This window comes from Pectobacterium fontis (assembly GCF_000803215.1).
Classification (GTDB): Bacteria; Pseudomonadota; Gammaproteobacteria; order Enterobacterales; family Enterobacteriaceae; genus Pectobacterium; species Pectobacterium fontis.
In genome coordinates, this window is record NZ_JSXC01000039.1 from 39,518 (window position 1) to 56,649 (window position 17,132).

Genomic DNA, 17,132 nt, shown 5'->3' on the forward strand with positions numbered 1-17,132 from the left:
TCAGCTATTACGGCAGTTTGACGATTTCGACCCAGTTCGCGCCTTTTCCGGTCGGGTATTGCCCGACACGCACTAAATCCCCATTGTCCTGATTGATGCGATACACTGACAGCGATGTCGATTTCTCACCGCTGGCGATCAGGAAGTGACCGCTTGGATCAATCTGGATACCGCGCGGCTGTGTTTCCGTCGGATAGCGGGTAATGTATTTCAGTTCACCCGTTTTCGGCTCTACGCGCAACAGTGTAATCGTGCTTTTGGTACGTTCCGACACGTAGAGGAATTTTCCATTCGGCGTCAGACGTAAATCTGCGCTCCAGATTTGTGGTCGGCTGTCGGTGCTGTTTTTATCAGGCGTGATCGTCCCCGCTCTCATCCCGGCATCGGCCGGAACGGTGTCCGTGTAATCCAGCAACGTCAGTTGCCCTGTTTTTTCATTCAACGCCAGACGTGCGACTTTGCCGGACAGTTCATTACTCATATAGAGCGTTTTATTATCTGGCGATAACACCAGATGGCGCGGCCCATTGCCTTTAGGCAGTTTAATTTCTGCCGGTTCATTCGGCGTTAAGGTTCCGGTTTTCGCATCAAACCGGAACTGCACAATCTGATCGCTGCCCAGATTGCTGGCAAAGACGAACTTATTTTGGCGGTCGGCAATAATACTGTGGGCCTTCTCTCCTGTCGGCACCACCGTGACCGCGCTCGCGTTCACCTTGCCGTCTTTATCAATGCCGTTAACCGCGACTTTATTACCACCGTAAGACGCACTGAACAGCCATTTCCCTGTTAAATCGGTCGAGAGGTAAGCCATGCTGTCCGGCAGTTCCGCTTTGCCTAACGGGCTTAGCGCGCCGCTTTTGGCATCAATTTTATAACTCACCGCGGAGTAAGGAATGCCTCGCGTGGCGGCATAGAGGAACGATTTATTCGGGCTAATGGCCATTGGCATCACTTTCGCGCCAGCCGCGACTTTCCCGATAGCGGTTAATTCACCGCTTTGCGTATTGAGCGTATAGGCGTCGATTGCACCATCAGTAGCGGCAGAGACGTAGACAGCCGTGACCGCCTGCGCGCCCATTGACCACAGCGCTGCCGCGGGAAGAAATGCACACCCTATTAACGCCGCAATACTTTTTTTCTTAAATATCTGATAATGCTTAAACATAATGTCCCCTGTCGATAGTGTTATGCTACTGACGATAAGCTAAATCAATCCCAGTAAAAACAAAATATCCCCGTTGCATTTCAGCCATATAAAGATGTTCTGGCATCTCATTAACTTCTGCCGGATACTATCGCCTCTGCTTTTAACATCAGATTAACGTTCAAATATATGTCTCTTCAGCAACATTCAGCACCCTCTCCGACACCCGCTGGGCTTAGCCAGTCTTTGACCCTGATTATGTCTGTCGCAACCGGCCTTGCTGTCGCCAGTAACTATTATGCCCAGCCGCTGCTGGATACCATCGCCCGCGTCTTTGAACTTTCCGTCAATCAGGCCGGATTCATTGTCACCGCCGCACAGCTTGGCTATGCCGTCGGCCTGCTGTTTTTGGTTCCACTGGGGGACATGTTTGAGCGTCGGACGCTAATTGTCGGCATGACCTTACTCGCCGCGGGTGGGATGCTGATCACCGCATCGGCCCCCACGCTCTGGATCATGATCGCTGGCACCGCGTTAACCGGGCTGTTCTCCGTTGTCGCACAGTTGCTGGTGCCGCTTGCCGCGACGCTGGCAACGCCGGAAACGCGTGGTAAAGTCGTCGGGACGATTATGAGCGGCCTGCTACTGGGGATCCTGCTGGCGCGTACCGTCGCAGGCGCGCTTGCGTCACTCGGTGACTGGCGCACCGTGTATTGGGTTGCCAGTACGCTGATGGTCATCATGGCGCTGATTCTGTGGCGGGCATTGCCGCGTATTCCGCAGCAAAACACGCTGAACTACCCGCAGTTGTTAGTCTCCATCTTCCGTCTGTTCTCCACCACTCCGCTGCTACGCACACGCGCCATCCTCGGCTGCCTGTCCTTTGCCAACTTTAGCATTCTGTGGACGTCAATGGCCTTCCTGCTGGCTTCACCGCCATACGGGTATTCCGAAGGCGTGATCGGTCTGTTCGGACTGGTTGGCGCGGCGGGCGCATTAGCAGCATCGCGCGCCGGGCGTCTGGTCGATCAGGGCAAGGCCAAACTGACCACCAGCGTGGGGATTATCCTGCTGTTGCTGTCGTGGGGCTTTATCACGCTTGGTATTCATGCGGTTGTCGCGTTGCTCATTGGCATCATCGTGCTGGATCTGGCGGTTCAGGGCGTACACGTCACCAACCAGAGCGTCATCTACCGTATGATGCCCGAAGCACGTAACCGACTGACGGCAGGTTACATGACCAGCTATTTCATCGGCGGCGCACTGGGGTCGCTCCTTTCAGCTTTCGCTTATCAGCACGGGGGCTGGCTGGGCGTCTGTACAGCAGGTGCCATGATCAGTCTGTTGAATCTGCTCGTGTGGTGGCGAAGTCATCATCATGAAACGCAGGAAACGATGGCGGCGCTATAGTTCGCTTATTCGCTTGAAACGCGTGATTGCTAACCGTTGCACTGGCAAGAATACCGCCCGAAACCATCACGTCCGTTGCACAATAACGTGAATTTCCGGTAATGCTTTGCTAGTGTTATCGGTTAATGTCATTGAAGTACAAAAATATCAAGCCAGTGAAGATACTAACCCCATCCACATCATCCGTGCCGACAAAATCCGCCTCTTTTAACGACGGTGTATTTGACAGCCTGCCGATTGTGATCGGCTACATGCCCGTAGCATTCGCGTTTGGCATGAATGCCGTCAAGCTAGGATTTACTCCGCTGGAAGGCATTTTTCTCTCCTGCATCATTTATGCTGGTGCCAGCCAGTTCGTCATCACCGCCCTGCTCAGCGCAGGTATGTCCATCTGGGTGGCCGCCTTAACGGTGATGGCGATGGATGTACGCCATGTGCTGTATGGACCCGCGTTACGGCACCGCATTGCACAGCGGCTACCAACCCGAAAAACGGCACTGTGGGCGTTCGGTCTGACGGACGAAGTGTTTGCCGCAGCCGCCACCCGACTGGCGAAAGATAATCGACGCTGGTCAGAAGAGTGGATGATGGGAGTGTCACTGCTAGCCTGGCTCTCATGGGTGTTCGGCACGGTGATCGGCGCCGTATTTGGCAACGGCCCACTGGCTAATTACCCTGCCGTCGAAGCCGCGCTCTCTTTCATGCTGCCCGCGCTTTTTCTGAGCTTTTTACTGGCCTCCTTCAAGCGGAGGCAGAGTCTGGTTGTCGCTGGTGCACTCGGCGGCGCACTGCTGGGGCTACTACTTTCTTCCATCCCGGCAGCGATACTGCTTGGCATTCTCAGCGGCTGTCTGGCTTCGCTGGTTAACCCCGCTACACCGCAGGTGAACGCATGAGTACAGAAATCATGCTTATCGGGCTGATTGTGGGACTGGTTAACTATCTCTTCCGCTATCTGCCGCTACGGCTAAGCGCCTCACGCGCCTCCGGTTCATTGCAACGCGGCAAAAAAGCCCTGCTACTTGATAGCATTGGCATTGCCTCCATCTGTGCGCTGCTGATGGTATCCAGCGTGCCGGATATTATCGCGCATCACGAAAAGCTGCTGCCAACCTTGATAGGCTTTATTACGCTGACAGCCTGTTTTTATAAAACTCGCAGTATCGTCTTGTCGACATTACTGGGGGCGCTGTGTTACGGCATTGCCTTTAAATTGCTTTAAATTCTCAGCATGAAAAACAGAATAACGAATTGATTTAAATAAAGTAATTAGTTGACGCGCCTCACATCAGGCTATTATTTACTTACTTTATGTCACAGAAATAAGCACAATTTCCCACCTGAATGCCGTTTACCTAGTTAGTAACATTAGTTATTATGTACTCCGTGATTAATGAGGTTTATATAAAAAATGGACAGTTCATTCACCCCTATAGAACAAATGCTCGACCTGCGTGCTTCACGTAAGCCCGACTTCCCACGTCAGGAAGTGTTATTGCTACGCTTATTCATGCACGTACAGGGCAAAATCCTGGAGCACAGAAACAGAATGCTGAAAGAGCAGGGCATCAATGAAACCTTGTTTATGGCATTGCTGACGCTGGAATCTCAAGAATCTTATAGCATTCAGCCTTCCGAACTCAGTGCCGCACTGGGATCGTCACGTACCAACGCAACGCGCATCGCCGACGATCTGGAGAAAAGAGGCTGGATTGAACGACGCGAAAGCAGTAGCGACAGACGTTGCCTGCACCTGCATCTGACAGAAGAAGGCAAAGCGTTTCTTGGCCAACTTATTCCACCACAGCACCACAGCCTCCATGTGCTTTGCTCAGTACTTCAGTCTGGTGAGCAAAAACAGCTCGAAACCCTGATGAGAAAGCTTCTGGTTCGGCTGGATGAAATGGACAATTTCGACAACGCATAGCGGAAAAACACCAACAAGAAGCCATAACCCGCACCTTTTTCACCCGGAATGACCCGATGCGTGCGTATCGGGCTGAGGGGCTTTTGCTGCGAAAAATACGTATGACCTTTCTGCTGCTTAGCGAAACGGTAATCTCACGCCTCGGGCAAGCGACCTGAAAACACCTCAGGCCGCACAGCAAAATGAATTCATTGCGACTATTACCAGACGGGCAGTCTCTGGTGCGATAGCCGATACAAAGAAAATAAGAAGAGAGAACAGCATGAGTGAAAATGTGGAAAATCCAGTGCCGCAGACGCCACAAAAAAACAAGAAACAGCAGCGTAAGCGTGTGCTATCGCTGCTGACGTTTATTTTCATCGCGCTGGGCTGCGCCTGGCTGGTTTACTGGTTCCTGGTGCTCAGACACCACCAAAGTACCGACGACGCCTACGTCGCGGGTAATCAGATTCAGATCATGGCGCAGGTGAGCGGCAGCGTCACCCATGTTAACGTCGATAATACCGATTTTGTTAAGCAGGGACAGGTTCTGGTAGAGCTGGATCCTACCGATGCCCTGCTCACGTTCGAACGCGCGAAAACCGGACTAGCCAACAGCGTACGTCAGACACATCAACTGGTCATCAACAACAAACAGTATCAGGCCAATATTGAACTGCGCCAAACCGAGTTGAACAAGGCACAAAGCGACCTGAGCCGCCGTGAAGCCCTGGGCAGCGCGAATGCTATCGGACGTGAAGAAGTGCAGCATGCCCGCGATGCCGTCGCCAGCGCCAAGGCCGCGCTGGAAGTCGCCAGACAGCAATATCAGGCAAATCAGGCGATGATCCTGGATACACCGCTTGAACAGCAGCCAGCCATACAGCAAGCCTCCATAGAAATGCGCGATGCCTGGCTGGCGCTACAGCGTACTAAAATCGTCAGCCCAATTGATGGTTACGTGTCACGCCGCAGCGTGCAGATTGGCGCGCGCATTTCCCCTGCGTCGGCACTGATGGCCGTGGTCCCCGCCAATCACCTGTGGGTCGATGCGAACTTTAAAGAGACGCAGCTCGCCAATATGCGCATCGGTCAACCGGCTACCATTGTTGCGGATATCTACGGTGATGATGTCGTGTATCAGGGAAAAGTGGTCGGCCTTGATATGGGCACGGGTAGCGCGTTTTCTCTGTTGCCCGCCCAGAATGCGACCGGTAACTGGATTAAAGTGGTGCAGCGTCTGCCCGTCCGTATTGAACTCGATCCCCAGCAGGTCGCCGAACATCCGTTGCGGATCGGCCTGTCTGCGTTGGTGAATGTCGATACGGCTAATACGGAAGGCCGTGCGTTAGCAGAAACTTCGCGCACCACGCCAGCCTACCAAAGTGATGCGCTGACGTTAGATCTCACCGCTGTTAACCAAGACATTCGCGCCATTATTCAGGCAAATGCCGGTTAATCCACCAGGAGAGAAACGTGCAGAGAGAACCGCTTAAAGGTGCGAGTCTGGCCTGGATGACCGTTGCGCTGTCGCTGGCAACGTTCATGCAGGTGCTGGATTCCACCATCGCCAACGTCGCGATTCCGACCATCGCCGGTAATCTGGGTGCGTCCAACTCACAGGGAACATGGGTCATCACCTCGTTCGGGGTCGCTAATGCCATCTCTATCCCTATCACCGGCTGGCTGGCAAAACGGTTTGGTGAAGTTCGCCTGTTTCTGTGGTCAACGGCACTCTTCGCCCTGACATCCTGGCTGTGTGGCGTATCCACCAGCCTGGAGATGCTGATTTTCGCCCGCGTATTGCAGGGGATCGTCGCCGGGCCGCTGATCCCGCTGTCGCAGAGCTTGTTGCTAAGTAATTATCCCCCCGCGAAACGCAGCATCGCCCTCGCGCTATGGTCAATGACCGTGGTCGTCGCGCCAATCTGCGGCCCAATTCTGGGCGGCTGGATTAGCGATAACTACCACTGGGGCTGGATATTCTTCATCAACGTCCCGCTGGGCATCGCCGTGGTGTTTATTACTATGCAAACGCTGCGCGGGCGAGAAACCAAAACCGAGATCAGGCCCATCGATACTATCGGATTGGCACTGCTAATCGTCGGCATCGGTAGCCTTCAGATGATGCTCGACCGCGGAAAAGAGCTGGACTGGTTTAACTCGACGGAAATCATCACCCTGACCGTGGTGGCGGTGATTGCCATCGCGTTCCTGATTGTCTGGGAGTTAACGGACGACCATCCGGTAGTGGATTTGTCGCTGTTTAAGTCGCGCAACTTTACCATTGGCTGCCTGTGCATCAGCCTCGCCTATATGTTCTATTTCGGGGCGATCGTGCTCTTGCCGCAGCTATTACAGGAGGTGTATGGCTATACCGCCACCTGGGCCGGGCTGGCATCCGCGCCCGTTGGGCTGATGCCGGTAGTGCTGTCGCCCATTATCGGTCGATTCGCGCCGCGCCTGGACATGCGCAAGCTGGTGACGTTCAGCTTTATCATGTACGCCGTCTGTTTCTACTGGCGTGCGTACACCTTCGAGCCGGGTATGGATTTCGGCGCATCGGCCTGGCCGCAGTTCGTACAGGGATTCGCCGTCGCCTGCTTCTTCATGCCGCTGACGACTATCACGCTGTCCGGGCTTCCACCGGAACGTTTGGCCGCAGCGTCGAGCCTGTCGAACTTCACCCGAACGCTGGCGGGATCGATCGGAACATCGATTACCACCACGCTCTGGACACAGCGTGAATCGCTGCACCACGCGCATCTGACAGAATCGATCACACCGTATAATCCGCTAGCGCAGGAGACGTACCAGCAACTTCAGGCGATGGGAATGAGCCAAACACAGGCCTCGGCCTACATCGCGGAGCAGATCACCGCGCAGGGGCTGATTATCTCCGCCAACGAGATCTTCTGGGCTGCCGCGGGGGTATTTTTGGTGCTGCTGGTGCTGGTCTGGCTCGCTAAACCGCCTTTTACGACTGGCGGCGGTGGAGGTGGTGCGCATTAACCCGTCTTTGTCGTAATCCTTCTTTCCCCTTCGGCCAATGGCTGGCTGAAGGGGAATCCTCTTAATATTCCAGCCCTTCCCTGATGCCCCTGCCCACCGCTGATAGCGCTGTAGCGAATAAGGATTTACAGATTCGGGATAAACATATTTTTACATTCCGATTACAATGCGCCTCTTTTTATTCGGGGATTGGTGGTTCTGCTATGTCACAGGTTTTACATTTTATTTTGGCGACAGCGGCAATTTTTTTGCTGGCCTTGCTCGTTAGCCACGACAGAAAACGCATTCGGCTGCGCTTCATTGTGCAACTGCTGGTGATTGAAGTGCTACTGGCTTATTTTCTGTTGCATTCCAGCATTGGACTTAACGCAATCCGCGCTTTTGCCGGTTTGTTTGAAAAGCTTTTGTCTTTCGCCAATCAAGGCACCGACTTTGTGTTTGGCGGGATGAATGCTCAAGGGCTGTCCTTTATTTTCCTTAATGTGCTCTGCCCTATCGTCTTTATTTCCGCGCTGATTGGTATTTTGCAGCATTGGCGCATTTTACCGCTGATCATCAAAGGCATCGGCACGCTGCTGTCCAAAGTCAACGGGATGGGAAAACTGGAGTCGTTCAACGCCGTGAGTACGCTGATGCTCGGGCAGTCGGAGAACTTTATCGTCTATAAGGGCATCATCGCTGACATGTCGCCACGGCGAATGTACACGATGGCCGCAACGGCGATGTCGACCGTTTCCATGTCGATCATCAGCGCTTATATGACCATGCTCGACGCCAAATACGTGGTTGCGGCGCTGATTCTGAATATGTTCAGCACCTTTATCGTTTTGTCGATCATCAACCCTTATCAGCCTGACGACGAGCCAGAGCTGAAGCTGGAAAAGCTGCATGAAGAGCAAAGCTTCTTTGAAATGCTGGGGGAATACATCCTTGCCGGTTTTAAAGTGGCGATGATTATTATGGCGATGCTGATCGGCTTCGTGGCCTTGATTGCCGCCGTCAATGCGCTGTTTAGCACTCTCTTCGGCATGAGCTTTCAGGCGATGATGGGCTATGTCTTTTCACCGCTGGCCTGGCTTATCGGCATTCCATCTTCCGACATTCTGCATGCGGGTAGCATCATGGCAACCAAGCTGGTAGCGAATGAATTCGTTGCCATGATCGAACTAAAGAAGATCGCCGCCGAGATGTCGCCACGCGGGCTGGGGATTTTATCCGTGTTCCTGATTTCCTTCGCTAACTTCGCCTCCATCGGCATTATCGCCGGTGCGATTAAGGGGCTGAGCGAAGCACAGGGCAACGTGGTATCACGCTTTGGTCTGAAACTGGTATACGGTTCGACGCTGGTGAGTTTACTGTCGGCGGCGGTAGCGGGACTGGTGCTGTAGTTCGTGATAAAAGTCAGTCGAGCGGTGATAATGGGTAGATCGTAAAGACGCTGTGAATACATCCCTGTACGCTCGGGTTACGCAGATATGAATCAGCCCCTGAAAAGGGGCTGATGAAGGATTCAGAACGCGACGCACACGGGTGCATCAATCCGCATAACGGATTCCTGCGCGAAACGTGATTTATAGCTGGTGCGCAGCGCTTCAATATCACGTTCCTTATCAGAACCATGAATCAACATCAGTGCCTTGCTGTTCTCCCGGGCAACGAGGCCATCGTTCCCCAACCATTGCCCTTTGGCATCAAACACTGTCAGCCCTTCTTTAAAACGGGGCGTCACTTCACCGTCCAGAAACGCTTTCCACTCGGTCTCAGAAATCGCCGGGCCAGCGGGACGATTCAAACCAAAATAAAGCGTAGTCTGCACTTGTTTGTCACCCACCAGACAGGCGTCAGTTGACGGCGCAGCGGTGGATGGACGCGACAGCGAACTGCAACCACTGATCAACACGGTGCCCAACAATAACGATACCGCGATAACGTTCTGCTTTTTCAGCTTCATCACTCGTTCTCTCATCCGTGGGGACATGTTCTCAGGGAGCACATTCCCCCCTGAGAATCGATGCGTCATATCAAGCTTGATTCTGTCGCCACCATTCGGACAGCAAAATGCCCGTGGCAACCGAAATATTCAGGCTTTCAACCTTACCCGTACCGCCGATAGAGACTTTCACGTCCCCTTGTTGCCAGGCGCTATCGGACAGACCATCCCCTTCCTGACCCAGCACGATCACGGTTTTTGCCGGAAGCGTGGCCTGCGACAACGCCGTTCCTTTATGGCTGGAGGTGGTCACTATGGTGTAACCCGCGCGACGGAACTCCGCCAGCACGGACAGGAAATCGTCAGCGTTGATCGCTTTAACGTGTTCCGCACCGCCTTCCGCCGTACGCACAGCCGCACCGGATTCCAGCAGCGCCGCATCCTGCACCAGAATACCTTTCACGCCGAAATGCGCACAGCTACGCATAATGCCACCGAGGTTGTGCGGGTTACCCACATCTTCCAGCGCCAATACGCAGTCATGTTCACCCGCCGTTTTCAGGTACTCACGCACATCCAGTCCCTGACGCTTTTTAATCAGGAAGCAGACGCCGCCGTGGTGCTCGGTGCCGGAAGCTTTGATCAGCTCTTCCTCTTCCACCACATGGTAAGCCTTACGGTTTGCCGCCATCCAGCGCAGTGCATCACGGAAACGCGGCGTGACTTCTTGCAGGAACCAGGCACGAACAATCACCTCAGAGCGGTTTTTAAACAGCGCCTGACAGGCATTTTCACCATAGACGCGTGTTTCTTCCTGACGCTGGCGACGCAACTGCTCAGGATCGATCTGGCTCTTGCCCGTAATCCCACCATGGTCGGGCGTTTCACTGTCGCTCGGCGCACGAGACACCGTTTTCCACGGGGATTCATAACCCCCGCTCTCTTCACCGCGTGGACGACGAGGCCGATCGCCACTGCGTTCATTACGATCTTTATTGCCCCACGGCGATTTCGCATTGCTATCGCCATCGCGGGTCGGATTTTCCCGGGCATAGCGCGGGTTAACATCACGCGGATGTTTCGGCTTTTCACGCTGATCCCGTGAACCGCCGCCATCACGCCGATCGCCACGACGCTCTTTGTCAGCAGGGCGCTTGTTTTTATTCTCTTTCTCGCCCTCATCGTCGCTACGGACGTACATCACACGGACTTTGCCACTTTTACTATTGAATGAATCGCTCATTGTTTTCTCCACCTACGCGCTGGGCGCGAAGATTACCTTATGTACACCCGCTTAGCCACACGCTTGTGGTAAAAGAGCGCTAACAGTCAGAAGCTATTGTAGCTATTGGGCAAACCACGTTGTTGCCATCATGTCTCCCCACCATAATTTATTCACTATTAAGCAACATGCCGTTGACTTGCCAATGCCGCACTGCGTGCATTTTATCAGCGACATCTTTATTTTAGCCCTTTTATCTGAGGCCCTGTTATGAATACGGTATGTGGATCTTGCCAAACAACCAATCGCCTGCCAGAAGCGCGGGTTGATGACCACGCCAAATGTGGTCGTTGCGGAGAAACCTTATTCAACGGCAACATCATTAATGCCACAGAAGTAACGCTTGATAAACTGCTACAGGACGATCTGCCGGTTGTCATCGACTTCTGGGCGCCCTGGTGCGGCCCCTGCGTCAATTTTGCCCCCGTTTTTGAAAGCGTCGCACAGGAGCGCAGCGGGAAAGTGCGCTTTATCAAGGTCAATACTGAAACCGAACCGGCACTCAGCACACGTTTCCGCATCCGCAGCATTCCCACCCTCATGATCTTCAAACAAGGGCAGATGGTCGATATCCTCAACGGCGCGCTGCCAAAAGCGCAGTTTGAAGAGTGGCTGGATGAATCGCTGTAGATAATATGGGGCATTCTTGCCCCGCCTCTTTTGGTCAACCCGCCAGTCGATTAGAATGTCGCCTTTCTGAATCTGCATCCGTATAATTAAACGAACAGGTTCGTTGCAGAATCTTATGGCGTTATCTATTTCATGATCAATCGTCCTTTTATGGGCAACCGTCCTCTCACGGACAATGCCGTACTCCGCCTGCGTCAGCAGCGTCTTGAGCAGTCCACCAAACCGTTTCGTGCCCGTGGCTGCCGTGTAGTGCGCTGCCAGCAATGTTTATTACCCGCGACCAACTGCCTGTGTCACACCATTCAGGCACAGCCATCCCGCAGCCGCTTCTGTCTGGTGATGTTTGATACCGAGCCATTAAAACCGAGTAATACCGGACGCCTCATCGCCGATATTCTGCCAGAAACGCAGGCATTTCTCTGGTCACGCACCGACCCCGATCCCCAGTTGCTTGCCGCATTGCAAGACCCAACGGTGCAGCCTTATCTGGTCTTTCTGGCGGATGCCGCGGAAGCAGGGCGTCAGGTATTTCAACAGCTTCCTGCAATAGAAAAGCCCGCCCTGTTTATCTTACTCGACGGCACCTGGCCGGAAGCACGTAAAATGTTCCGCAAAAGTCCTTATCTGGACAACCTGCCGATCCTATCGCTGAATGTAGAGGCACTCTCCCGCTATCAACTGCGTGAAGCCAGTAGCGCAGGACAGCACTGCACCGCGGAGATTGCCATCGCCCTACTCGCGCAGGCGGGAGATAGCGTCGCGGCTGATGTCCTATCGCAGCATTTTGAGCGTTTCCGCCGACACTATCTGGCAGGGAAATCACACCACAGGGTGCATGAAAATTTACCCATCGTCACAGCACAATCCGCAGAAAGCGTTTAGTATCAAAGAGGATTGATGTGAAGGAGTGATGCATGAGCCAGCGCGGATTGGAAGCACTGTTACGACCGAAGTCTATCGCCGTTCTCGGCGCGTCAGAAACGCCGGGACGAGCCGGTTTTCTGATGATGAAAAACCTGCTGGACGGTCATTTCAGCGGCCCCGTGCTACCCGTTACGCCGAAATATCGCGCCGTTTGCGGCGTGCTGGCCTATCCAACGGTCGCCAGCCTGCCAATGACGCCCGACCTTGCGGTGATCTGCACCAACGCCAGCCGTAATCTGACGCTGTTAGAGGCGCTGGGGCAGAAAGGCTGCAAAACGGTCATCATTCTCTCCGCGCCGCCGACACAGTTCAGCGAATTAAAGGCCTGCGCCGTACGCTACCATATGCGTTTACTTGGCCCCAACAGCCTTGGGCTACTCGCTCCCTGGCAAGGCCTGAATGCCAGTTTCTCCCCCGTGCCGATTATGAAAGGCAAACTGGCATTTATCTCGCAGTCGGCCGCCGTCTCCAACACGATACTGGACTGGGCACAGCAGCGTGGTATTGGCTTTTCCTATTTCATCGCCCTGGGTGATAGCCTGGATATTGATGTCGATGACCTGCTAGATTTTCTGGCTCGCGATGGTAAAACCAGCGCGATTTTGCTGCACCTGGAGCACATCAGCGATGCACGCCGTTTTCTTTCCGCTTCTCGCAGTGCATCCCGTAATAAGCCAGTACTGGTGATCAAAAGCGGGCGTAGTCAGCAGGCACAGCAGTTACTGAATGACCAGCGCCACGGTCTGGATGCCGCCTATGACGCGGCCATTCAACGCGCGGGATTACTGCGGGTACGGGATACCCATGAGCTGTTCTCTGCGGTGGAAACCTTAAGCCATCTGCGGCCGCTACGCGGTGAACGCTTGATGCTGGTGAGCAATGGCGCATCACCCGCCGCACAAGCGCTGGATCAGCTTCTTAGCCGACAAGGCAAGCTCGCACAGCTCAGCGAGGCAACGCATCAAGCATTACAGGACGCGTTGCCGCAGACCGTCACTATTGGCAATCCGCTCGATCTGCGTGATGACGCGACAGCCGCGCGTTATCTGGCAGCGGTAGCGGTATTGCTGGACAGCGACGAGGTCGATGCGCTTTTGATCATTCACGCGCCCAGCGCCGCCGCGCCCAGCACCGAGTGCGCCGCGCAGTTGATTACGCTGTTCCAACAGCATCCACGCGGGAAAAGAATCACACTGCTGACCAACTGGTGCGGTGAATTCTCCTCGCAGGAAGCACGACGTTTGTTTAACGATGCAGGTATTCCGACCTATCGCACGCCGGAAGGCGCAGTAACGGCATTTATGCATATCGTCGAATATCGTCGTAATCAGAAACAGTTAAAGGAAACGCCAGCGCTGCCGCAGAATTTAGGCATCAACGCCAGTCAGGCCCATGCGCTGATTCATCAGGCCCTGTCAGATGGCGTGACTCAACTGGATACCCATGAAGTTCAGCCTATCCTGCAAGCCTATGGTTTGGATACGTTACCTACCTGGATTGCGGGGGACAGTGCAGAAGCCGTCCATATCGCCGAGCAAATTGGCTATCCGGTTGCGATTAAGCTGAGATCGCCAGATATTCCGCATAAATCGGAAGTTCAGGGCGTCATGCTCTATCTGCGCACCGCCAGAGAAGTCCAACAGGCGGCAGATGCCATTCTTGACCGGGTAAAACGCACCTACCCACAGGCGCGTATTTACGGCCTGTTAGTGCAGAGCATGGCAAATCGCGCGGGGGCGCAGGAACTCAGGATTGCCGTCGAACAAGATCCCGTGTTCGGCCCGCTGATTATGCTGGGGGAAGGCGGTATTGAGTGGCGCGAAAAGCAGGCCGCTGTCGCCCTGCCTCCGCTGAATATGACGCTGGCCCGCTATTTGGTGCTGCAAGCGGTGAAAGGTGGCAAGATTCGGGAATACAGCGCCTTACGCCCTCTGGATATTCCGGCACTCAGCCGCTTGCTGGTTCAGGTTTCCAATCTGATTCTCGACTGCCCCGAAATTTCCCGGTTAGATATCCATCCTCTTCTGGCGTCGGGAGATGCGTTTACGCTACTGGATGTCACGCTACATCTGGCTCCGTTCAATGGCGATCCGCAATCAAGGCTGGCAATCCGTCCTTATCCGCATGAGTTGGAAGAAACGGTCATCCTCAAAAATAGTGATATCAGCCTCTTCCGCCCCATTTTGCCGGAAGACGAGCCGCTGCTCAGCGCGTTCATCGCCAGAGTGACAAAAGAAGACCTCTATTACCGTTATTTCAGCGAAATTAATGAATTTACCCACGAAGATTTAGCCAATATGACACAAATTGACTACGATCGTGAGATGGCATTTGTTGCCGTGCGCCAGGTCGATGGGGAGACTGAAATTATTGGCGTGACGCGTGCGATTTCCGATCCTGATAATACGGATGCGGAATTTGCTGTGCTGGTGCGATCCGATCTCAAAGGGCTAGGGCTTGGCCGACGGTTGTTGGAAAAGCTGATTGATTACGCCAGGAGGCATGGTCTCTCCCGCTTAACGGGCATTACCATGCCGCATAATCAAGGCATGATCCAATTGTCTAAAAAGCTCGGCTTTCATATCGATGTGCAATTAGAAGAGGGAATTGTGACGCTGGAATTGCCGCTAAAAAGCTGATCGCGAGACGTAATAACGTTCTTGCAACAGGAGTGGTGATACCCATCAATGGCAAAACAGGCTCACTACCGCTGAAAAGTAATGGTATTATCGCCCATTCGGCAAATCCTTAACTTTTGATAATGACCATAAGGTCATATACCCTAGCGCAACTCGAAGTGTTGTGGGTATAAACTGATGAGAGAAGAAACGCACTGTGATGTTGTCAAATTTCAAACGCAATAAATACCAACAGCACCTTGCACAACTGCCCAGAATTCCCCAAAACGCAGAGGATGTTCGGACGTTGCATTCGCCTGAGCTTTTCCGCACGACGCTGATTAACGCCATTCTGAACGCAAAAAAGCGCGTCTATATTGTAGCCTTATACCTTGAGCGGGATGACGGCGGCATGGGAATTCTATCCGCAATTTATGAAGCCAAACGGCAGTGCCCAGAACTGGATGTTCGCGTTCTCGTAGACTGGCATCGTGCTCAGCGTGGCAGAATCGGCGCAGCAGCAGAAAATACCAATGCCGATTGGTATTGCGACATGGCGAAAAAACACCCAGATACGCATTTCCCTATTTATGGCATTCCTGTCAATACACGCGAAGCGTTGGGTGTGTTACACCTGAAAGGGTTTATTGTCGATGACACAGTCATCTACAGTGGAGCCAGCCTGAATGATGTTTATCTGCATCAGCACCAGAAATATCGTTATGATCGTTATCAGTTAATCCATAATCCAGCATTAGCTGACACGATGGTGCAGTACATTCAGACCATGTTGTCGTCTCCGGCCGTGCAGCGGTTAGATCATACCGATCGCCCAAAGAGCCTGGAAATTAAAAATGATATCAAGCAATTCCGTCAAACATTGCGTACCGCCAGTTATCAGCCACCAGAACGCCACGCAGATGCAAGCGAGTTAACCGTCACGCCGCTGGTCGGCTTAGGAAAACAAAGCCCGCTGAATAAGACCATACATCACCTGATGTATTGCGCGGATGAGCATTTGGCCATCTGTACTCCGTATTTCAACCTGCCAGCGCTGCTGGTCAGAAATATCATCCGCCTCTTGCGAAACGGCAAGAAAGTAGAAATTATTATTGGTGACAAGACCGCTAACGATTTCTATATTCCAGAAGACCAGCCTTTCAAAATCATCGGCGCATTGCCGTATCTCTACGAGATCAACCTTCGTCGTTTCCTGAGTCGTCTGGAACGCTATATTGAAAATCAACAGCTTGTTGTGCGGCTCTGGAAAGACGGCGACAACAGCTTCCATCTAAAAGGCATGTGGGTGGACGATAAGTGGCAACTGCTGACGGGAAACAACCTTAACCCTCGCGCATGGCGTCTGGATCTGGAAAACGCTATCCTGATTCACGATCCTCAGCAAATCCTATTGCAGCAACGCCTGGACGAGTTGGATAAAATCAGAACGCATACCCACATCGTCAACAGCTACACGGAGCTAGAAAGCATCGCGCAATATCCGGTGAAAGTTCGCAAATTGATACGACGCCTGCGTCGTATTCGTATTGACAGGCTCATCAGCCGTATTCTCTAAGACGCGCGCTATACTTTGAAAAACCTCGGCTTCCGAGGTTTTTTATTATCATGGGGGAAGCTATGCGCTTACTGTGCTTTGCTGTAATGATTTGCTGCTCCGGGTGTAGCCATACCGCGCAAGATCGCTGGACAGGGCAGGATAAAGCCCAACATTTTATCGCCTCAGCCGCCATCAGCGCCGCAGGATATGAATATGGCACTCATCAGCGCTGGAGTTCAGATCGTAGCGGAGGATTCGGTATTATGCTGGCAATCAGCATTGGCATGGCAAAAGAATTTTATGATAGCCGCGAAGGAGGAACGGGCTGGAGCTGGCAAGATCTTGTTTGGGATGTAGCCGGTGCAGCCACCGGCTATGCGTTGTGGCAATTATCTGAACACTAAAGCTTCATCCCTTTGCCTCGACGATGCAGCGTGAGCGATACAATAAACGCAATCGCCCCCATAGCTGAGACATACCAGAAAAAGGCCGTTTCCATACCAAAAGATTTCAGCGACAGCGCAACATACTCAGCCGAGCCACCAAATAACGCATTCGCAACGGCATACGATAAACCAACGCCTAATGCACGAACTTCAGGCGGGAACATTTCGGCTTTTAAAATACCGCTGATGGAGGTATAGAAGCTGACAATAATCAGTGAAAGCATGACCAGTGAGAAGGCAATGACAGGGCTAGTCACACTCTGTAGCAC

15 protein-coding genes and 1 pseudogene are annotated in these 17,132 nt (G+C 53.1%); 12 read left to right on the forward strand and 4 right to left on the reverse strand.

Features of this window, described 5'->3' with window-relative positions; translation table 11 throughout:
- Positions 1 to 7: 7 nt before the first annotated feature.
- The gene (locus OI69_RS14765; RefSeq protein ID WP_039351932.1) at positions 8 to 1,168 is read right to left on the reverse strand and encodes a lactonase family protein; all 1,161 of its coding nucleotides are present in this window, start codon (positions 1,166 to 1,168) and stop codon (positions 8 to 10) included.
- Positions 1,169 to 1,336: 168 nt separating this feature from the next.
- Here OI69_RS14765 and OI69_RS14770 point away from each other — a divergent pair, with 168 nt between their 5' ends.
- From OI69_RS14770 to OI69_RS14800, 7 genes are all read left to right on the forward strand, one after another.
- Complete coding sequence (locus OI69_RS14770; protein ID WP_039351935.1) at positions 1,337 to 2,557, forward strand: MFS transporter; 1,221 nt, start codon at positions 1,337 to 1,339, stop codon at positions 2,555 to 2,557.
- 155 nt (positions 2,558 to 2,712) lie between these two features.
- On the forward strand, positions 2,713 to 3,453 hold the full coding sequence (locus OI69_RS14775) for an AzlC family ABC transporter permease (protein ID WP_154715565.1): 741 nt from the start codon (positions 2,713 to 2,715) through the stop codon (positions 3,451 to 3,453).
- On the forward strand, positions 3,450 to 3,779 hold the full coding sequence (gene ygaH / locus OI69_RS14780; RefSeq protein WP_039351938.1) for an L-valine transporter subunit YgaH: 330 nt from the start codon (positions 3,450 to 3,452) through the stop codon (positions 3,777 to 3,779). The genes OI69_RS14775 and ygaH overlap by 4 nt, the downstream gene beginning before the upstream one ends.
- A 189-nt stretch (positions 3,780 to 3,968) precedes the next feature.
- Positions 3,969 to 4,484 (forward strand): transcriptional repressor MprA, encoded by a 516-nt coding sequence (mprA, locus tag OI69_RS14785; protein WP_039351941.1) that lies wholly within the window; start codon positions 3,969 to 3,971, stop codon positions 4,482 to 4,484.
- A gap of 262 nt (positions 4,485 to 4,746) precedes the next feature.
- A complete protein-coding gene (emrA, locus tag OI69_RS14790) occupies positions 4,747 to 5,922 on the forward strand; it encodes a multidrug efflux MFS transporter periplasmic adaptor subunit EmrA (protein WP_039351944.1) in 1,176 nt (391 codons plus the stop codon).
- 17 nt (positions 5,923 to 5,939) lie between these two features.
- Entirely contained in the window at positions 5,940 to 7,475 is a 1,536-nt protein-coding gene (gene emrB, locus OI69_RS14795) for a multidrug efflux MFS transporter permease subunit EmrB (protein WP_039351947.1), read from the forward strand.
- A gap of 203 nt (positions 7,476 to 7,678) precedes the next feature.
- Positions 7,679 to 8,863 carry a NupC/NupG family nucleoside CNT transporter gene (locus OI69_RS14800; RefSeq protein WP_039351990.1) on the forward strand — a complete coding sequence of 395 codons (1,185 nt, stop codon included), beginning with the start codon at positions 7,679 to 7,681 and terminating at the stop codon, positions 8,861 to 8,863.
- Between the two features lie 122 nt (positions 8,864 to 8,985).
- On the opposite strand, the gene OI69_RS14805 is transcribed toward OI69_RS14800, so the two are convergent.
- Together OI69_RS14805 and OI69_RS14810 are read right to left on the reverse strand one after the other, a co-directional pair.
- The gene (locus OI69_RS14805; RefSeq protein ID WP_039351951.1) at positions 8,986 to 9,426 is read right to left on the reverse strand and encodes a DUF3574 domain-containing protein; all 441 of its coding nucleotides are present in this window, start codon (positions 9,424 to 9,426) and stop codon (positions 8,986 to 8,988) included.
- Between the two features lie 70 nt (positions 9,427 to 9,496).
- Positions 9,497 to 10,648 (reverse strand): tRNA/rRNA methyltransferase, encoded by a 1,152-nt coding sequence (locus tag OI69_RS14810; protein ID WP_039351953.1) that lies wholly within the window; start codon positions 10,646 to 10,648, stop codon positions 9,497 to 9,499.
- Positions 10,649 to 10,897: 249 nt separating this feature from the next.
- Between OI69_RS14810 and trxC the strand changes: the two genes are divergently transcribed.
- The 5 genes from trxC to OI69_RS14835 all read left to right on the forward strand — a co-directional run bounded on the left by trxC (position 10,898) and on the right by OI69_RS14835 (position 16,821).
- Positions 10,898 to 11,317, forward strand: coding sequence for a thioredoxin TrxC (gene trxC / locus OI69_RS14815; protein ID WP_039351956.1), 420 nt, complete (start codon positions 10,898 to 10,900; stop codon positions 11,315 to 11,317).
- A gap of 132 nt (positions 11,318 to 11,449) precedes the next feature.
- Positions 11,450 to 12,199, forward strand: a complete 750-nt coding sequence (locus OI69_RS14820) for a tRNA-uridine aminocarboxypropyltransferase (protein ID WP_052198390.1) — start codon at positions 11,450 to 11,452, stop codon at positions 12,197 to 12,199.
- A 32-nt stretch (positions 12,200 to 12,231) separates the two neighbouring features.
- Positions 12,232 to 14,880, forward strand: coding sequence for a bifunctional acetate--CoA ligase family protein/GNAT family N-acetyltransferase (locus OI69_RS14825; protein ID WP_039351959.1), 2,649 nt, complete (start codon positions 12,232 to 12,234; stop codon positions 14,878 to 14,880).
- A gap of 256 nt (positions 14,881 to 15,136) precedes the next feature.
- The gene (pssA, locus tag OI69_RS14830) at positions 15,137 to 16,435 is read left to right on the forward strand and encodes a CDP-diacylglycerol--serine O-phosphatidyltransferase (RefSeq protein WP_407668776.1); all 1,299 of its coding nucleotides are present in this window, start codon (positions 15,137 to 15,139) and stop codon (positions 16,433 to 16,435) included.
- A 62-nt stretch (positions 16,436 to 16,497) separates the two neighbouring features.
- Positions 16,498 to 16,821, forward strand: a complete 324-nt coding sequence (locus OI69_RS14835; RefSeq protein WP_039351965.1) for a YfiM family lipoprotein — start codon at positions 16,498 to 16,500, stop codon at positions 16,819 to 16,821.
- On the opposite strand, the pseudogene OI69_RS14840 reads toward OI69_RS14835, so the two are convergent.
- Positions 16,818 to 17,132 (reverse strand): annotated as a pseudogene (locus tag OI69_RS14840) (alpha-ketoglutarate transporter); the annotation flags it as partial. The gene OI69_RS14835 and the pseudogene OI69_RS14840 overlap by 4 nt on opposite strands.